Raw genomic sequence first — 16,763 nt, forward strand, 5'->3', positions numbered from 1 at the left:
TTGTGATCCTTACTTGTCACTCGAAAGTAACAAAAGCGGATCAAACTTGGCTCAAGGTTTTCAAACGTTCTCTCAAGATCCGAAGACCTTGGACGAGTCGCTTGCCTTGATAATTGGTGATTTATCACCCTCATCGGCAAGCGCCCACATGAATTACCTGATCACATTATTAAAGAGCGTTTCGCTTGCGGGCCTCAAAACCTGACGTGGCCGCTGCTAAGCGAGGAAGGCGTATTCTACGCACTTTCCAATGTTTGTCAACGGCTGTTTGGCAGAAGCGAAGGAAATGTTTAACTCAACTTTCCTTCCTGCTATTTGCCTAACTTACTGACAAACCGAGGTTTTTACACCTCATTCACCGCTGGCAACGCCTGGCGTCCCCGGCAGCGGATGCGTACTTTACGGCTTTGCTGACGAGGACGCAAGGGATTATACGAAAAAGTTTTATGGCTAGACACTATCCGCCGTGAAAGCGCTTCGGCGACAGGCCAATTGGCGGTTACACTAGCGGCATTTACTTTATTGCCGAGGTCCGTGATGAGCCAGCGTCAGCACCTGTTAACTGTCGATTCATTAAATCGCGAACGCGTTGACCATTTACTGCGCATTGCCGCACGTATGGAGCCGATTGCACAGCGCCGCCAGGTTACCCGTGTTTTAGAGGGGGCAGTTCTTGGCAACCTGTTTTTTGAGGCCAGTACGCGTACCCGCGTGAGCTTCAATGCCGCCTTTTGCCGGCTGGGCGGCAGCGTGTGCGACACCACCGGCTTTACCTTTTCGTCGATGGCCAAGGGAGAGTCGCTGTACGATACCAGCCGCGTGATGAGTGGGTATTGCGACGCCATTGTCATGCGCCACCCGGACCAGGGGTCTGTGGCAGAATTTGCTGCGGCGACAAATGTCCCTGTGATCAACGGCGGCGATGGTCCCGGTGAACACCCCAGCCAAGCGCTACTGGATATCTACACCATCGATAAAGAGTTTCAGCGCTTGGGTAAATCACTGAGCGGTGCCCACATTCTGCTCACCGGCGATTTAAAGTACGGCCGTACCGTGCACTCTCTGATCAAGCTCTTGTCACTCTACGGACCGCTACGCATTACCCTGGTATCGCCGCCGGGCCTTGAAATGCCTGCACAACTGGTAGACCTCGTCACATCTCGTGGCCACCGTATTGAACAGCGCAACTCGCTGGCCAGCGACTTCTCGGATTTGGATGTGGTGTACGCTACCCGGATTCAGAAGGAGCGCTTTACCGACGAGATGAACGAGAGTTTTCAGGGCCTTTCGAATGACTTTATGGTTAACCGCGATTTCCTGGACCAGCGCTGTAGCGACAACACCATCGTCATGCATCCGCTGCCCCGCGATAGCCGCCCTGGAGCAAATGACTTGAACGTGGATCTAAACGGCGATCCTCGGCTAGCCATCTTCCGCCAAACCGATAACGGCATTCCCATGCGCATGGCCATCTTCGCAACGCTACTTGAGGTTGACGAGCTGGTTGAAAAGGAAATGCGCCCCGTACGTTGGTTTGTCCCCGCCCAGACGGGCACGCTCGACCGTTAGCCTACCTTCAGCGGGATATGCGCCCACCGGGAAGTCCTTCCTGGTGGGCAAACCAGCCTTCCAGAATCAACACCGCGGCGATACCGTCGACACTCTCTTCACGGTAGTTGCCACGGTGTCCCGCCGCGCGGGCGATGTGCTTCGCTTCCTGGGTAGAGCCACGCTCGTCGACCATTTCACAAGGTTTACCGAAGCGCCCGTGAAGTCGATTACCGAACTTGCGCGCGCGAAGGCTCATGGCCGACTCGGTGCCATCCATATTGAGCGGCAAGCCGACAACAAACAGATCGGGTTGCCACTCCTTGACAAGGCGCGTCACCAGCTCCCAATCGGGAATACCGTCGCGTGCGGTGAGAGGAGCAAGCTCACGAGCACTGTTCAGCATCTCATTGCCGACAGCCACGCCAATGCGCCGTGTACCAAAATCAAACGCCAGCACAAGGCGCTGACCGCTTTCAGTCATTATTCTCAACCATCAGGCGTGGCCTGCATCACGGGTCATCAGGTTAAGATCCACCCCGAGAATGCCTGCCGCCGCGGCGAGGCGTTCGGCAGGTGGCGTATCAAATAGTACGGATGCCTGACCCTCCACCGTCAACCAGGCGTTTTCTTTTAACTCTTCTTCAAGCTGCCCCACTTCCCAGCCGGCACAACCCAGGCAGACCAGAAACTGTTCAGGGCCTTCACCGTTCGCCAATGCCTGCAAGATATCCATCGACGTCGTGAGCGAAATGTTGTCTTCAACCTGAAGGCTGGAATCCCATGCCTGACTATCCCCGGTATGGAGAATAAAGCCGCGATCTTTATGCATCGGCCCACCGTAATACACCGGCGAGTTGCGGTAGGGGCTATTATCTCCCCCTAATTCCAGTTGCTCGAAGAGCGCATCGAGGGTGATCTCCAAGGGGCGGTTGGCAATCACACCCATGCAACCATTGTGATCATGGTCGCACAGGTAGATCAGGCTCCCCGCAAAATTGGGATCGTCCTGGTGCGGCATCGCCATCAAGAAATGATGCTTTAAACTTTGCATGCGTCTCCTGCGGCCAACTGACAACATCAGCCAGCCTAAAAAATCAGTAAATAAGTCGCGACAGAGCAATAAAGAGCCGCTTATGCAGCAAGGCGACGTTCTATGGCGTCCAGCAGCAACCCTGCGATATCCGTGCCACGCTGATCGTCGATTTCGCGCACGCAGGTGGGGCTTGTCACGTTAATCTCGGTAATATAATCGCCGATCACATCCAGACCGACGAACATCAATCCTTTTTCGCGGATCATGGGCTGCACTTGCTCAACAAGCCACTGGTCTCGCCTGGTCAGCTCGCGACTCACGCCGCGCCCACCGGCAGCCAGGTTACCGCGTGTTTCCCCCGCTGAAGGAATGCGGGCCAGACCATAGGGTACCGGTTCGCCATCGACTAGCAGAATCCGTGTGTCGCCTTCCTTGATGGCGGGCAGATAACGCTGCGCCATGATCTGGCGCTGGCCGCGCAGGGTAAGCTGCTCGATCACGGCACCGATATTGCGCCCCTCGGGACCAATGTGAAAGATACCGGTACCGCCCATGCCATCCAATGGCTTGAAGATCACATCGCCATGCTCGGCGTGAAAGGCGCGCAACACGTCGGCCCGGCTGGCCACAAGCGTCGGCGCGCAGCACTGCGGAAACTGCTGGGCAAATAGCTTTTCATTACACTGCAACAGGGCATCTGTCGGATTGACAATCAACACGCCCTCTCGTTCAGCAAAGCCGAGCAGATGAACCGCGTTGGTAAAATCCGCATCCACCGGCGGGTCTTTGCGCATCAATACCGCGTCAAGCTCATTGATCGGCCGGGCTGAGGGTTCACCCAGTTCATACCAATGCGCGGGATCTCGATAAACCGTCAGCGGTCGCATGCGCGCGTATGCCTGCCCTGCATTCAAGAAAAGATCTTCCTGCTCCATGTAATGCAACGTATAGCCGCGGTCCTGGGCCGCCCATAGCATCGCCATGGTGGTATCTTTCTTGTAAGCGATGTCGCTGATGGGATCCATCACGACACCAAGGTGCAATGTTGACTGACTCATCGGGGCACAATCCATACATGAACATATAGGTGGGCAGTATGCCGCACTGCTTCTCAGGCTCCAACCGCGAGACGTATTACTCGCTGAGCGCACCGGGCACTAGGCGTATGGCGTTAGGCTCAAGCGTAATCAGCTGTTGCTTGTAAAGTCGCCCAATCGCCTGCTTGTAGGCGCTCTTGCTCACACCCAGCCGCGCCTTGATATCGTGAGCGGTACTTTTATCCCCCAATGCCAGGTAACCGCCGCTCTCGCGCAGCGCCTTGAGCACTTGGTCACCTACCACGTCCAAGCGGGCAGCGCCGGGCGGCAGCAGCGAAATATCCACCCGTCCGTCTTCACGACGCTGCTTGACATACCCTGTTAACGACTGGCCGCGACGCAGCGGCTGGCTGATATCGTCCTGGTAGATCAACCCCCAATAGCGGTGATTGACGACGACTTTCATGCCCAGATCGGTGCGGTCGGCGACCACTACGGCCACTTGGTCACCCGTATCCAGTGCCCAGGCATCATCGGTTAAAAACCGATCCAGGCGCATGGTGGCCACGGGCCGCCCCTGATCGTCGCTATACAGCATAACCAACACGCGTTTGCCGGGGTCGGGGCGAAAACGCTGCTCGCTGTAGGGCAGCAGCACATCCTTGGAGGGCCCCCAGCGCAAAAAGGCGCCAGTGTTGTTCACCGCGGTAACGGTTAAGTAGGCCACTTCACCCAGTTGAGCAGATGCATCGCTGGCGGGTCGGGAGGAAGAGTGAGGCTCACGGACCATGGGTGCCGTCCTTACAATAAATAGGCTTTCATTATGGGGGCTTGGTAACGCAAGGCAAAGTAGTAGAGAGGAAGGCTTACAAATCGCCTAGGTAATGCTGAAGAAGGGTTAACGCCACCACCGGCGCCGTCTCCGTACGCAAAACCCGTGGGCCGAGTGTTAGCGGTTTAAAGGCAGCATTTTGGGCGGCATCAATATCACTCTCGCTCAAACCGCCTTCCGGGCCGATAAGCAATGCAGCCGACGTGGGACGGTCTTGGCGATCGAAGGCATGGCCAGTCGCCAGATGCAGCATTAAACGCAGCGGCTCCTGGCGCGCCTCAAGCCATGCCTTGAGGGTGATGGGCGGGTTGACCGGCGGCACGAACGCACGCCCGCTCTGCTCACAGGCGCTGGCAGCCACCGCCTGCCAATGGGCCAGCTTTTTGGCTTCCCTGTCGCCTTTAAGGCGCACATCACCCCGCTCGGTATACAGCGGAGTGATGGCAGACACGCCAAGCTCGACGGCCTTCTGAATGGCATAATCCATCCGGTCGCCTTTGGAAATTGCCTGGCCTAGATGCACGGCCAGCGGCGATTCACCGTTACCCGGCCAAACAGCCTCAATACCCACCGTTGTCTGCTTGCGGCCTACGTCGACAAGGCGCACACCCGCCTCATGGCCATTGCCATCGAACAGCACCAGGGGCGAGCCTTCACCCAACCGCAACACCCGTGTCACATGTCGCGCAGGGCCTTCCGGGAGCACCACCTCATCGCCTGGGCGAAACACCCCGGGGACATAAAGGCGCGGCATTTTCCCGTGCCGGGCGTACCAGTCGGTCGCCAACATCATTTAGTGCGTATTCGCTTCAGCCTGGTCAGCTTGTTGTTTCTCGCGTTGCTTACGCTGCGCGTACATCGCTTCAAAATTCACCGGCGCCAGCATCAGCGGCGGGAAGCCACCACGGTTGACCAGATTATCCACGCATTCGCGGGCGTAGGGGAACAGCAGGTTCGGGCAGAAGGCACCCAAGGTTTGATCCAACTGGGCACCTTCGATACCGGAGATACGGAACAGGCCTGCCTGCTCAACTTCCGCCAAAAAGGAAGTCGTACCGGTTTCTTTGTCGTTAACCTGCGCCGTCACTTTAACGACCACTTCATACTGGTCATCGGCAATTTTTTTGCTACTGGTATTAAGGTCGAGGTTGACCTTGGGCTTGAACGCGTCCTGGAACACCGACGGCGAATTGGGCGCTTCAAACGAAATATCTTTTACGTAAATACGTTGCAGCGAAAATTTGAGCTGCGGTTTGTCGTCGGCTTGCGCGCCAGCCTGCGGGGTGTTGTTATCTTCCGCCATGTGAGAACTCCTCGTTGTTGATGCAATAGTCAGTGCAATCGTTCATGCAATAAGTAACGTGCGTATCGACGCTTACTTTTTAACCACCGGAAGGCCGTCAGCCTGCCACTGCGCCATGCCACCTTTTAATTTAAAGGCGCGTTCAAAGCCTGCTTTCGCAAGCTTCGCCTGGGCAGCACCTGAACTTTGTCCATGTTTACACGCCACAATGATCGGCTTGTCTTTCACTTTATTCAGCTCATTCATGCGGCTATCAAGGCTGCTCTGGGGAATATTCCGCGCACCGGCAATATGCCCCGTTTTAAAGTCTTTACTTTCACGGATATCCAGTACAACGGCGTCTTCACGGTTAATGAGCTGCGTGGCCTCAGTGGCCGTTAGCGCATGGGTTGAGGCGCTGCGTGTTTCGTACACAATCCACGCAATCAGCGCCAGCACAAACGCCCCTACCAATAGGGGGTGATTCATTACGAATTCGAACAGCTGATCGATCATCGCGACACAATCTCTTGGTCAATACAGAAAAAAGCGGCATTGCCACCATTAGAACGCGACAAGTATACACGTCTGACGCCAGCGCGCGCAGGCCGCGAATAAAAACGAGCACCAGCGCGGCCATGCGTGAAACGTCAACAGGCCCTATTCATGACGCTCAGCCACTGGCTGCGTTATGATGCCCCAAGCATGCATTAGTCGCGACCCCGATTGGCTTTATGCCGTCCGGTTCGCCACTCATCAGGAGAAATTTTATGGACACTGCAAGCACTCCCCGCCCCGTCGCGTTAATTATTTTAGACGGCTACGGCCACAACCCCGACAACGCGCACAATGCAGTAGCTGCCGCCAACACACCGGTAATGGATAAACTCTGGGCTGACCGACCACATGCCTTTGTCCACACGGATGGGCGCCACGTCGGGCTACCTGACGGGCAAATGGGGAACTCCGAAGTGGGCCACATGAACCTGGGTGCCGGCCGCATTGTTTACCAGGACTTTACCCGCATCACCAAGGCAATTGAAGACGGCGACCTGGACACCATTGACGTGCTGACCCGGCCCATCGACGAGGCAGTGACCAACGGACGTCCCGTTCACCTGCTGGGGCTGCTTTCGCCCGGTGGCGTTCACAGTCACGAGGACCACTTTATCGCCATGGCGGAGCTGGCGGCCCGCCGCGGCGCCCAGCGTATCTATGTTCACGCCTTCCTGGACGGCCGGGATATGCCGCCACAAAGCGCGTTGCGCTCCATAGAGCGTGCCAACGCCCGTCTGGCTGAGCTGGTAGGGGCTGACAACGGCTTTGTTGCCTCGATCATCGGTCGCTTTTACGCCATGGATCGCGACAACCGTTGGGAGCGTGTTGAGCAAGCCTACCGCCTGCTCACTGACGGCCACGCCGACTACTATGCCACCAGCGCTGAAACGGCGTTGCGCGATGCCTACGACCGTGGTGAAACCGATGAATTTGTGGCCGCCAGTAGCATTCCGCTGAGTGACGGCTCCCAAGACAAGGCCATCACATTACAGGATGGCGACGCGGCAATATTCCTTAACTTCCGCTCGGACCGCGCTCGCGAACTGACCCGCGCCTTCGTCGAGCCTGACTTCAATGGTTTCGAGCGGCGCGTCTGTCCCAAGCTCGCGGGCGATGGACTGGTCATGATGACCCAGTACGCCGCCGATATTCCCGCACCAGCCGCCTTCCCGCCCTCGGACCTGAACGACACTCTGGGGGAAGTCGTGGCCAAACGCGGCTTGAAACAGCTGCGCATCGCCGAAACTGAAAAATACCCCCATGTCACCTTCTTCTTTTCGGGCGGCAATGAAGCCGAATATGAAGGCGAAGAGCGTATTCTCGTCCCCTCACCGCGCGACGTGAAAACTTACGACGAAAAGCCCGAAATGAGCGCCGTCGAGATTACCGACAAGTTGGTTGAGGCCATCGATAGCGGCCGCTTTGACCTGATGGTATGCAACTACGCCAACGGCGATATGGTGGGCCACACCGGTGACTTTGACGCCGCAGTAAAAGCCATAGAAACCGTCGATACCTGCGCGGGACGCGTGGTCGAAGCCATTGAGCGCGCGGGCGGGGCCTGCCTGATTACCGCCGATCATGGCAACGCCGAGCAGATGGTCCACCCCGAGACCGGCGCACCGCAAACCGCCCACACCACCTTTATGGTGCCACTGGTTTACATTGGAGAACGTCCAGGGGCGCTGGAGGATGGACGGCTATGTGATCTTGCCCCGACGCTTTTGCGCATGATGAATCAAGAGGTTCCTCAAGCGATGACCGGCCACCCATTGATCACCTTCGGTTAATCCGCTTGATGCGACGACTTGTCAGCATAGCGGCTGGGATAGCGCTGTTATACGCTACGCACAGCGCTGCCCAGCCCAGCGAAACCCAGGCACGCCAGCAACTGGATAACCTCGGCCAGGCGATCGAGGCGCTTTCCGAGCGCTTGAGCGAAACCGATGAAGCTCGCGAAGGGGCCAAACGCGAGCTGCGCGAGGTTGAAACCGAGCTCGCCGAGACCCATCAACGGCTCGATCAGCTACAAAGCGAGCGCCGCAAGCTCAATGAGGAAACCAATCAGCTTCGCAAGCATCGCGACCGCCTTGAGGCAGACCGCGAAGTTCAATCAGATGCCCTCGGCCAACAGCTGGCAGCGCTTTACCGGTTGGGACCGACTCCCCAACTCAAACTGCTGTTAAATCAGGGCGACCCCGCCGAACTTGACCGCATGCAGGCTTACTTGAATCGGCTTACCGAGGCGCGTCAGCAGCGCATGGCCGAGATAGCCCGGTTGGATAGTGCGCTGGCCGACACCCAACAAGCACTTGCCGAGCGCGAGGACCGACTGGACGCTCTGTCCGAAGAACTGGAAGCCGAAAGTGCACGGCTCGCCGAACGCACCCAGGAACGTCGCGGCGTCGTAAACAGCCTAGATGACCGCTATGGCAGTGAAGCCGAGCGTCTGGCCGCCCTGAATGATGACCGAGAGCAGGCCGAACAGCGACTGCGCGAGATTCAGGCCGAGCTGGCACGCCTTGACGAGCCTGCGCCGACGACCCATATTGCCCGTACTCAGGGGGATCTGCCCTGGCCGGTCCAGGGCGATATCACGGCGGCTTTTCAGCGCCGTGATGGTGTCCATTACAACGGCATCGTCATTCAGGCCACGGCAGGCACCTCGGTTAGCGCCGTGCACCCTGGTCGTGTGGTGTTTGCCGACTGGATGCGTGGATTTGGCAATTTATTGATTATCGACCATGGTGATCAAATCATGACGCTCTACGCCCACCTGCAGCAGTTCACCGCGCGCCCCGGTCAGCAGATCGAGCGCGGCGACGAGATTGGTCGGGTTGGCGATAGCGGTGGTCAGCCACGTAGTGCGCTTTACTTTGAAGTCCGCAGGCGTGGTGAACCAATTAACCCACAACGTTGGATTGCACGCCGCTGACGGGATAAGCTGGGTAATTCTTGTTGTCATTGGGGTAGCGGCGCGCGCTGCCCACCAATATCGTTTCGCGGAGTCTGCATGACGCTATCTGTTACCGAGGGATCGGCCCTTGCCAAACGCCTCTTGGCAACCCTGCTCCCTATCGCTTTACTTTCGGTCCCGTTACCGCTTCTGGCTCAGCCCAGTAGTGACAGCGACGGGACAGTTGATAACGTCAGCGACGACCTGCCGCTTGAAGAAATCCAGACGTTTGCCGAGGTATTTGAGCGCATCAAGCGCGCCTATGTCGAAGACGTCGAAGACCGCACTCTACTCCGCAACGCCATGCGCGGCATGCTGAGCGAGCTGGACCCTCACTCCGCCTATCTGGATAAAGAAGAATATCAAAGCCTGCGCGAATCCACCGAGGGCGAGTTCGGCGGAATCGGCATCGAAGTGGGTATGGAAAACGGCCAGCTTATGATCATAACGCCGATCGACGATACCCCGGCCTCAGAGGCGGGGCTGATGTCCCGGGATATCATCATCAGTATCGATGGCACCCCCACCGAGGGCATGTCCCTGCAAGAGGCCGTGACCTTGATGCGTGGCGACCCCGATACAACGCTGGACATTTCCGTGCTACGGGCAGGCGAAGAGTCCCCTCGCGAGTTCACCCTTACCCGCGAGATTATCCGTAGCGAAAGCGTCAAACACGAGTTGCTGGAAACCGGCTATGGCTATTTACGCATCAGCCAGTTCCAGTCACGCACGCCTGAGCAGGCCAGGGAAGCCCTGCAGCGCATGGCCCGTGAACAGCCGCTGGATGGCCTGGTGCTCGATTTACGTAATAACCCCGGCGGGGTTTTACAGGCCGCCGTTGGCGTGGCGGACCTGTTCCTGGATGAAGGGCTGATTGTCTACACCGAGGGTCGCATTCCCGACAACGAGCTATCATTCTCCGCCTCGGCTGATACGCCAGCAGAGGATGTGCCGCTTGTCGTGCTGATCAATGGCGGTAGCGCCTCCGCCGCGGAGATTGTCGCCGGTGCCCTTCAGGATCAGCGCCGCGGCGTGATCATGGGCACCGACAGTTTCGGTAAGGGATCGGTACAGCAGATCATGCCGCTGGGCAATGGTGAGGGGTTGAAGCTTACCACGGCGCTTTACTATACGCCGCAAGGCCGTTCCATTCAGGCCCAGGGCATCGAACCCGACGTTGATGTGGTTCGCGGGCGCCTGGAAGTCGCCGAAGGCAGGCGCGAAATCCGCGAATCCGACCTGGAAGGCCATTTACAGTCCCAACAGGCCCCGCGTGACCAGGAAGAGGTGTCACAGCGCCTGCGCGAAGACTACCAGTTGAGCGAAGCACTTAATCTGCTCAAAGCGCTGAACGTGGTCGACCGCCGCCGTCATTAACGGCACGAAGCCGGCAAGCGGCCGCGTTCGCCGGTGGCTTGCCGCATTACCATGCGCTTCAGCGGAGTAAGCCGGTGCAAGCCGCTCATGCCCAGGTTACGCACCAGCGTCAGTGCCGGATCATGGCTGCCGAACAGGGTTTTAAAGCCTTTCATTAGTGCCAGCATGGCGCGGTTGTCACCGCGCCGACGGCGGGCATAGCGGCTCAAGGTGCTTAGCTCACCCCACGGTGCCCCCCGCCGCCAGGCCGAGGTGACCTCGTCGGCTAAAACGGCGGCATCCATCAACCCCAGGTTAGCCCCCTGCCCCGCCAGGGGATGAAGGCTATGGGCCGCATCACCCACCAGTGCAAAATGCGGCTGCACGTAATGCACTGCATGGCGTTGGACCAACGCAAAACGGTGCGCTTTATCGCAGACGCTCACCGCGCCCATTCGCTCCCCCAGGGCGTGGCCCAGGGCTTCCCCCAACGCCTCTCGGGAAAGCTGGCACAGCGCTTCGGCATGCGCGGGGGTGGTCGACCACACAATCGAGCAGTAATGAGGGTCCCCCTCCACCGTTAGCGGCAAAAATGCCAACGGACACCCGTCGATAAACGCTTGCCGCGCGGTATCGCCATGGGGATAGCCGCAGCGCACCGTGGTGACCAGCGCCTCCTGGCCCATCGCCTCGCTGACCACGTCGATGCCCGCCATGTCGCGCAAGACCGAACGCGCACCGTCCGCCGCAACGACCAACGGCGCATGCAGCGATTGGCCATTCGCCAAGCGCAACTGACGCCCCGACGTTGAAGCCTCCAGGGCATCTACCGACGTGCCGAAAAATATGCTGACCCGGCCCTGGTCTTGAAGCGTTGTGTGCAACGCCGATAACGTCACGTCATTCTCGACGATATGCCCCAACACGGACACGCCCGCTTCGTCGGCGGAAAAGCTTATCTCGCCGCTACCCTCGGCGTCCCATACCTGCATATAGCGATAAGGGGTCACCCGGGCATTAACCATTAATGGCCAGGCCCCGATATGGGTTAACAGTCGCTGCGAGACCGGTGTCAGAGCACTCACCCGGGGCGACGGCAAACCGCTCACCTCGTGCAAGGGGGGCTGTGCTTGCGCTTCTACCAGCGCCACCTGCATGCCGGCGTCGGCCAATAGCCAGCTCAACGTCGAGCCCACCATGCCGGCGCCGACAACGATGGCGTCGAAGCCGTTCTCCGCCGGTGCACCTGACTCATTGGATGTCTGCATAACACTCCTTCTGCTGGCAGCCCCGGGGGCACTCAACGCTCCAGTCCCATCGCCCGGCGCGCCAGACCTTTACGTAATGGCCCGATGATATTGAGCCCCACCAGGCCGGCGGCTCTGGCATGGGGTAAAAAGGGTAAGTTCATGCCAAACAGGCGAATCAGGCCATCACTAAAGCGAATCACATTGGCTCGGTCCTGAGCGCGCTGCCGCTCGAACGCCTGAAGCGTGGTCATGTCACCCAACGGCCGCTTCGCCAACTCGCCTTTCTCAAGTGCCTCGACCAGGTCCATTACCCCACGAAGGGCCAGATTAAAGCCTTGACCGGCCACCGGGTGCAGCGCATGGGCTGCATTGCCCAGCACCGCAAGCCCAGGCCGAACGGGCTCCTCGGCAGTGATTAAGGTCAATGGATAGCTGTGGCGCTGGCCCACTCGGGTAAAGCGCCCGACCCTGTCGCCAAAGGCCGTTTGCAGCTGCGCCAGGAAGTCTCCATCGGATAGATCCAGGCGCGCTTGTTCATGCCCGGTGGAATGCGTCCAGATCAACTCCATCGTCTGCCCTGGCAAGGGTAACAGAGCGATAGGCCCGGCCTGGGTAAACCGCTCATAGGCCACGCCCTGATGTGGCTGGCTAACGCCCACATGAGCAATCAGCGCCGTTTGCTGATAGGCCTCGCGACGGCTGCCAATGCCAAGCTGCTCCTTTAAACCCGACCGCCCGCCGTCCGCCAGCACTGTCAGGGCGCCGTGGAGCCGACTGCCATCAGACAGCATCAAGTCGTGCCCTTGGGGCGTCGGCGTGATGTTGTCGACCTTGGCCGGGCAGTGCCATTCAAGGGGTAATGCATTCAGCCGCTGATGCAGCACGCGCCCCATCCAGGCATTGGGAATCACGTGACCCAGCGCATCCACGCCCAGTTCATCGGCACTGAGCCGGGTTGCCCCGAGCCGCCCCCGTTCACTGATATGGATACGCTTGATGGGCGTTGCCTCGGTTTGCATTGCCTCCCATACGCCCAGCTGACGAAAGCGCTGGGCCGAGCCTTCCGCAATGGCACTGGCACGAGCGTCGAAACTGGGTTGCCAGGCCTCATCAAGTGATTTGGCCGGTAACGGCGCCGCTTCGATAATGGCGACTTTCCAGCCGTAACGCTCAATCAAGGGCGCCAGAGCACAGCCCAGACTTGCGCCGACTAATCCGCCCCCCACAATCACAATGTCATGGGTTACCGTTTGCCCAGACGCTTGCATTGACTCTCTCCCGCTGGTGACACAGGACCACGCTTATTGCGTAACGTAAATTACATAATGCACTGCAACGACTTAATCAGGCGCCATGAGAGCTTCAATATCGGCTACCCGTTTAGGGACCTGGTGGGTCAGTACCTCACGCCCCTGGGCGGTAACCACCACGTCATCCTCAATACGGATGCCGATACCGCGGTACGCGGCCGGAATGTCAGCTTCATCGGGAATATAAAGCCCCGGCTCAACGGTCAGCACCATACCGGGCTCAAGTGGACACGGGGTTTCTGCGTCCAGGCGATAGGTGCCCACATCATGCACATCCAGCCCCAGCCAGTGCGATGTCGAATGAAGATAAAACCGCCGGTAGCGCTGCTCGTCGATGCAGGTTTGCAGATCGCCTTCCAGCAGACCCAGTTCCATCAATCCAGTGGTCAAGTCAGACACAACGCCCTGATGGATTTCGGCGAGGGTGGTGCCAGGCTGAACAGCCGCAACAGCCCGCTCCTGGGCATCAAGCACCACCTGGTAAAGCACTCGCTGAGCATCGCTGAAGCGCCCGGAAACCGGGAAAGTGCGGGTAATATCGCCCGCGTAAAGGTCAAACTCGGCACCGGCATCGATCAACACCAGCTCGCCGTCTGCAAGGGGTGCACTGTTCTCAATGTAGTGCAACACGCAGGCATTGGCACCGCTCCCGACAATCGTGCTGTAGGCGGGTCCGCTGCCACCCTGCCAGACAAACTCATGCTCCAGCTCAGCCTGAAGCTGATATTCGCTTAACCCAGGGCGCGCTACCTGCATGGCGCGCACATGAGCACGGGCAGAGATTGACGCGGCGTGCCGCAACAAGGCGATTTCCGACTCGCTCTTAATCTGACGCATGGCATGTATCAGCGGGCTAATATCCATCCAGCCTTTCAGCATGGGATGACCGCGACGTTGACCCGCCTTGGCCTGGGACAGGGCGTCTTCGGCAATATCGAGGGCATCGCCCTGATCAAGCGGTAAATAGAGCCACTCACGACCCGCTAACAGCTCAAGCAACAATGTCTCGCGTTCGGCGTTCTCGAACGCCTGATCGACGCCATGCATTGTCACGACTCCCTGAGCGCCCAATCGCCGCCCTGTCCAGGCTTCCATGGTGGGGTCACGGTCCTGGCAGAACACCACGCTTTGCCCCGCTTCGCGCCCGGGTAACAGCACCAGCAGGGCATCCGGCTCGCCAATACCGGTCAGGTAGTAGAAATCGCTGCTTTGCCGGAACGCATACTCACTGTCATGAGAACGCGTTACCAACGATGCGCCGGGCACAATAACGGCGGCATTCGGCGGAAGTTGGGCCATGAGGGTCTCGCGCCGCTGTTGGTATTCCGCTGACGGGATAGCCGGAGGGCGAGGCAGTACATCAGGCAACATAGCGTTTTCCAAAACAGATTAATGAACAGGGGTATCAGTTTGCTCGACCTGCGGCTGACCGGGGTGTTGCTCGGTATACAGCAGCATGGCAGCCATACGCGCGTGCTCGGTCAGCGCAAAGAGGTCATTTTCATTTTCCGGGGAATCATCGATATCCGTCTCGATCTGGCCTAACCCGGCAAGGTCTTCTACCGCTTCACGCAGGGTTTGCGACCAATGCTTTCGCTGTGCGTCATCGGCCACTTCGTCGACCACTTCCATGAAGCCTAGCGTCCACTCCTTCAGGCCCTGGGCCTGCTCAGCCAGGCTGAACAGCTCATCCGGCAGCAGGGGGGCATAGTTCATATCACTGGCGCTTAGCGCCTCCAGGGTTTGCCGTCGCCAGCCCAACAGACGTTCAGCACTCGCCGAATCGCGTGGCTGATCCACCCCCAGGCTTAAGCAGACCTCTTCCAGCCAAGCCTGGGCATCCATATCACGCAGCGCGAGCAGTGCGCATAACCGGCCGTCCAGAAAGGCGGGCGACTGCATACTCCCGTGCAACAAAAAAACATCGGCGATATCCGAGAAATCCTGGCGTTCGTCTATTAGCGACATCGTCTTCACTCGTTGATGGGTTTAGGGTCGCTCGGGCTTGCGCGTTGACCCCGCGCAAGCGGCTCTCTTATAGTGAGCGACATCGTCCTTCCTATGCAGTGATGTTAACGCATTGGGCATCCTTTTGACCCGTGCCGGAGCCTGTCATGAGTAACACTAAACGGCCTACTACCGAAATCAGCCTGTTAGGGCGTGATTACGTGATTGCCTGCGACCCCGGTGAAGAAGCCAAACTAGAACGGGCCGCACGCTACCTGGACCGCGCCATGCAAGGGATTCAAGCCCAAAGCAGCCTGCTGGGAAGCGAACGTATCGCGATCATGGCGGCACTTAACATTACCCACGAGCTGCTTGAAGCCATGGACGAACATCGCGCCGGAGAAGCCAGCCTGAACCGGCTTAACGAGCGGCTTGAGCACGCTTTGTCACAAACCCGCACGCCGTAAAGACCGTTTAACGCATGCCTTTGGCATTGGGCCCCGCTCTGTTAGGATGATGACGTTCTCTGGGGTGTGCGCCAGTCGTTACAGTCCCTCGAGCCTATGCGTAATACCTAGGGGGCCAAATGCTAGCCAGGCCCGTGTGCATGTCCGTGCGTCGGAAAGCCTGACGGCTTGGCTGCGGCCACCCACCTGAACCAGTAGGTTCAGGGCCAGAACGACAGCGGCACTCTGGGGAACACTAATGATGAACAGCCTCCACAGCGCTGAAGAAAAACGCGCTTTGCGACGTGAACTGCGTCGGCGGCGTCAATCGCTCTCGCTGCGTGAACAACGCGAAGCAGCCCACCGTCTCTGTCAGCAGCTTAAGCGCCTTCCCGAAATTCACCGCGCAAGACGCATCAGTCTTTACTTACCTGTCATGGGTGAAATCGACCCGACCCCGCTACTTCCCTGGTTGCGTCGACGAAGAGTGTCGGTTTATCTACCCGTTTTACGGCCATTCAGTGCCAATACGCTCTGGTTTGTCGCCTACCATGCCAACACGCCGATGATCAAAAACCGCTTTGGCATCGCCGAGCCGGATACCCGTTTTGCGGCCAAACATCAGCGTCGTTTGCCCGCATGGGCGTTGGATACAGTGATCTTACCGTTGGTCGGCTTTGATGCCCGGGCCAATCGCATGGGCATGGGCGGCGGCTTTTACGATCGCAGCCTTGCCTTTATGCGCCGCCCTGGCCCCAAACCGACGCTGCTGGGTGTTGCCCACGCTTGCCAACAGGTAGATACCCTCCCTGTTGAGCCCTGGGACATACCATTAAACGCCGTGGTGAGTGACCAGCATATCGTTCGCCCAGGATAAGCTACCTAAAAAAATGGGCTGGCCCGTAAGGGCCAGCCCATTGAGCCGGTGACGCTTTCGTACCCCAGCGCTACGGCTTAACCTCCCGAAAGCGCCTGCGCGTAGCCGGTGGCTAATACCCCGAGCGCAAACACAATCATTAGTGTCAGTACCATATCGGGTTTCTTACGCCGCATAGTGCTTCTCCAGCCCCTTTAAAGTTGTCAACTTTAAGGCGTCATCCTGGTTACCTGTCGTTGATGAGCAGCCTAATACTGCCCTGATGACGCCCTTCATCAATATCGCCTGTGACTATAGGGCCAATAGGCTATCGTTGACAACGGCTTAA

18 protein-coding genes and 1 other RNA gene are annotated in these 16,763 nt (G+C 58.4%); 8 read left to right on the top strand and 11 right to left on the bottom strand.

Going from position 1 to position 16,763, the window contains the following annotated elements:
- Both R3F64_RS03605 and R3F64_RS03610 read left to right on the top strand, forming a co-directional pair.
- The coding region (locus R3F64_RS03605; RefSeq protein ID WP_332609836.1) for a hypothetical protein at positions 1-205 on the top strand (205 nt) is incomplete at its 5' end.
- A 287-nt stretch (positions 206-492) separates the two neighbouring features.
- Positions 493-1,569, top strand: a complete 1,077-nt coding sequence (locus R3F64_RS03610) for an aspartate carbamoyltransferase (RefSeq protein WP_085919126.1) — start codon at positions 493-495, stop codon at positions 1,567-1,569.
- A gap of 7 nt (positions 1,570-1,576) precedes the next feature.
- Here the strand turns inward: R3F64_RS03610 and ruvX are convergent, their stop codons facing one another.
- The 7 genes from ruvX to R3F64_RS03645 all read right to left on the bottom strand — a co-directional run bounded on the left by ruvX (position 1,577) and on the right by R3F64_RS03645 (position 6,251).
- Entirely contained in the window at positions 1,577-2,032 is a 456-nt protein-coding gene (gene ruvX, locus R3F64_RS03615; RefSeq protein WP_085919127.1) for a Holliday junction resolvase RuvX, read from the bottom strand.
- A gap of 12 nt (positions 2,033-2,044) precedes the next feature.
- Complete coding sequence (locus R3F64_RS03620; RefSeq protein WP_085919128.1) at positions 2,045-2,602, bottom strand: YqgE/AlgH family protein; 558 nt, start codon at positions 2,600-2,602, stop codon at positions 2,045-2,047.
- A gap of 80 nt (positions 2,603-2,682) precedes the next feature.
- Positions 2,683-3,642, bottom strand: coding sequence for a glutathione synthase (gene gshB, locus R3F64_RS03625; RefSeq protein WP_085919129.1), 960 nt, complete (start codon positions 3,640-3,642; stop codon positions 2,683-2,685).
- A 76-nt stretch (positions 3,643-3,718) separates the two neighbouring features.
- Positions 3,719-4,411: a CvfB family protein gene (locus R3F64_RS03630; protein WP_085919130.1), complete on the bottom strand. Its 693-nt coding sequence runs from the start codon at positions 4,409-4,411 to the stop codon at positions 3,719-3,721.
- Between the two features lie 76 nt (positions 4,412-4,487).
- Positions 4,488-5,243 (bottom strand): 16S rRNA (uracil(1498)-N(3))-methyltransferase, encoded by a 756-nt coding sequence (locus R3F64_RS03635; protein WP_085919229.1) that lies wholly within the window; start codon positions 5,241-5,243, stop codon positions 4,488-4,490.
- A gap of 3 nt (positions 5,244-5,246) precedes the next feature.
- Positions 5,247-5,756: a protein-export chaperone SecB gene (secB, locus tag R3F64_RS03640; protein WP_085919131.1), complete on the bottom strand. Its 510-nt coding sequence runs from the start codon at positions 5,754-5,756 to the stop codon at positions 5,247-5,249.
- Positions 5,757-5,828: 72 nt separating this feature from the next.
- Entirely contained in the window at positions 5,829-6,251 is a 423-nt protein-coding gene (locus R3F64_RS03645) for a rhodanese-like domain-containing protein (RefSeq protein ID WP_085919132.1), read from the bottom strand.
- Between the two features lie 254 nt (positions 6,252-6,505).
- Here R3F64_RS03645 and gpmI point away from each other — a divergent pair, with 254 nt between their 5' ends.
- The 3 genes from gpmI to R3F64_RS03660 all read left to right on the top strand — a co-directional run bounded on the left by gpmI (position 6,506) and on the right by R3F64_RS03660 (position 10,626).
- Positions 6,506-8,083, top strand: a complete 1,578-nt coding sequence (gene gpmI, locus R3F64_RS03650) for a 2,3-bisphosphoglycerate-independent phosphoglycerate mutase (protein ID WP_085919133.1) — start codon at positions 6,506-6,508, stop codon at positions 8,081-8,083.
- 8 nt (positions 8,084-8,091) lie between these two features.
- The gene (locus R3F64_RS03655) at positions 8,092-9,228 is read left to right on the top strand and encodes a murein hydrolase activator EnvC family protein (RefSeq protein WP_085919134.1); all 1,137 of its coding nucleotides are present in this window, start codon (positions 8,092-8,094) and stop codon (positions 9,226-9,228) included.
- Between the two features lie 78 nt (positions 9,229-9,306).
- Positions 9,307-10,626, top strand: a complete 1,320-nt coding sequence (locus tag R3F64_RS03660) for a S41 family peptidase (RefSeq protein WP_085919135.1) — start codon at positions 9,307-9,309, stop codon at positions 10,624-10,626.
- Here R3F64_RS03660 and R3F64_RS03665 read toward each other — a convergent pair.
- The 4 genes from R3F64_RS03665 to R3F64_RS03680 form a co-directional block, all read right to left on the bottom strand.
- Positions 10,623-11,873, bottom strand: a complete 1,251-nt coding sequence (locus R3F64_RS03665) for a UbiH/UbiF/VisC/COQ6 family ubiquinone biosynthesis hydroxylase (protein ID WP_332609842.1) — start codon at positions 11,871-11,873, stop codon at positions 10,623-10,625. The genes R3F64_RS03660 and R3F64_RS03665 overlap by 4 nt on opposite strands.
- Positions 11,874-11,905: 32 nt before the next feature.
- On the bottom strand, positions 11,906-13,123 hold the full coding sequence (gene ubiH / locus R3F64_RS03670; RefSeq protein WP_085919137.1) for a 2-octaprenyl-6-methoxyphenyl hydroxylase: 1,218 nt from the start codon (positions 13,121-13,123) through the stop codon (positions 11,906-11,908).
- 72 nt (positions 13,124-13,195) lie between these two features.
- Positions 13,196-14,536, bottom strand: a complete 1,341-nt coding sequence (gene pepP, locus R3F64_RS03675; protein WP_085919138.1) for a Xaa-Pro aminopeptidase — start codon at positions 14,534-14,536, stop codon at positions 13,196-13,198.
- Between the two features lie 18 nt (positions 14,537-14,554).
- Positions 14,555-15,133 (bottom strand): UPF0149 family protein, encoded by a 579-nt coding sequence (locus tag R3F64_RS03680; RefSeq protein WP_085919139.1) that lies wholly within the window; start codon positions 15,131-15,133, stop codon positions 14,555-14,557.
- A 146-nt stretch (positions 15,134-15,279) separates the two neighbouring features.
- Between R3F64_RS03680 and R3F64_RS03685 the strand changes: the two genes are divergently transcribed.
- The 3 genes from R3F64_RS03685 to R3F64_RS03695 all read left to right on the top strand — a co-directional run bounded on the left by R3F64_RS03685 (position 15,280) and on the right by R3F64_RS03695 (position 16,435).
- The gene (locus R3F64_RS03685) at positions 15,280-15,579 is read left to right on the top strand and encodes a cell division protein ZapA (RefSeq protein WP_085919140.1); all 300 of its coding nucleotides are present in this window, start codon (positions 15,280-15,282) and stop codon (positions 15,577-15,579) included.
- Positions 15,580-15,632: 53 nt separating this feature from the next.
- Positions 15,633-15,815, top strand: a non-coding RNA gene (gene ssrS, locus R3F64_RS03690) — 6S RNA.
- 5 nt (positions 15,816-15,820) lie between these two features.
- Positions 15,821-16,435: a 5-formyltetrahydrofolate cyclo-ligase gene (locus tag R3F64_RS03695; protein WP_085919230.1), complete on the top strand. Its 615-nt coding sequence runs from the start codon at positions 15,821-15,823 to the stop codon at positions 16,433-16,435.
- Positions 16,436-16,763 lie beyond the last annotated feature (328 nt).

It is taken from the genome of Halomonas sp. 5021 (assembly GCF_036663435.1).
GTDB classification, from domain to species: domain Bacteria; phylum Pseudomonadota; class Gammaproteobacteria; order Pseudomonadales; family Halomonadaceae; genus Vreelandella; species Vreelandella janggokensis.

Coding starts and splice junctions, on each gene's coding strand:
- R3F64_RS03620 (WP_085919128.1), bottom strand. CDS start 2,602: ATGCAAAGTTTAAAGCATCATTTCTTGATGGCGATGCCGCACCAGGAC.
- R3F64_RS03630 (WP_085919130.1), bottom strand. CDS start 4,411: ATGGTCCGTGAGCCTCACTCTTCCTCCCGACCCGCCAGCGATGCATCT.
- R3F64_RS03680 (WP_085919139.1), bottom strand. CDS start 15,133: ATGTCGCTAATAGACGAACGCCAGGATTTCTCGGATATCGCCGATGTT.
- R3F64_RS03695 (WP_085919230.1), top strand. CDS start 15,821: ATGAACAGCCTCCACAGCGCTGAAGAAAAACGCGCTTTGCGACGTGAA.
- R3F64_RS03665 (WP_332609842.1), bottom strand. CDS start 11,873: ATGCAGACATCCAATGAGTCAGGTGCACCGGCGGAGAACGGCTTCGAC.
- secB (WP_085919131.1), bottom strand. CDS start 5,756: ATGGCGGAAGATAACAACACCCCGCAGGCTGGCGCGCAAGCCGACGAC.
- ruvX (WP_085919127.1), bottom strand. CDS start 2,032: ATGACTGAAAGCGGTCAGCGCCTTGTGCTGGCGTTTGATTTTGGTACA.
- ubiH (WP_085919137.1), bottom strand. CDS start 13,123: ATGCAAGCGTCTGGGCAAACGGTAACCCATGACATTGTGATTGTGGGG.
- pepP (WP_085919138.1), bottom strand. CDS start 14,536: ATGTTGCCTGATGTACTGCCTCGCCCTCCGGCTATCCCGTCAGCGGAA.
- R3F64_RS03660 (WP_085919135.1), top strand. CDS start 9,307: ATGACGCTATCTGTTACCGAGGGATCGGCCCTTGCCAAACGCCTCTTG.
- R3F64_RS03685 (WP_085919140.1), top strand. CDS start 15,280: ATGAGTAACACTAAACGGCCTACTACCGAAATCAGCCTGTTAGGGCGT.
- R3F64_RS03635 (WP_085919229.1), bottom strand. CDS start 5,243: ATGTTGGCGACCGACTGGTACGCCCGGCACGGGAAAATGCCGCGCCTT.
- R3F64_RS03645 (WP_085919132.1), bottom strand. CDS start 6,251: ATGATCGATCAGCTGTTCGAATTCGTAATGAATCACCCCCTATTGGTA.
- R3F64_RS03655 (WP_085919134.1), top strand. CDS start 8,092: ATGCGACGACTTGTCAGCATAGCGGCTGGGATAGCGCTGTTATACGCT.
- gshB (WP_085919129.1), bottom strand. CDS start 3,642: ATGAGTCAGTCAACATTGCACCTTGGTGTCGTGATGGATCCCATCAGC.
- gpmI (WP_085919133.1), top strand. CDS start 6,506: ATGGACACTGCAAGCACTCCCCGCCCCGTCGCGTTAATTATTTTAGAC.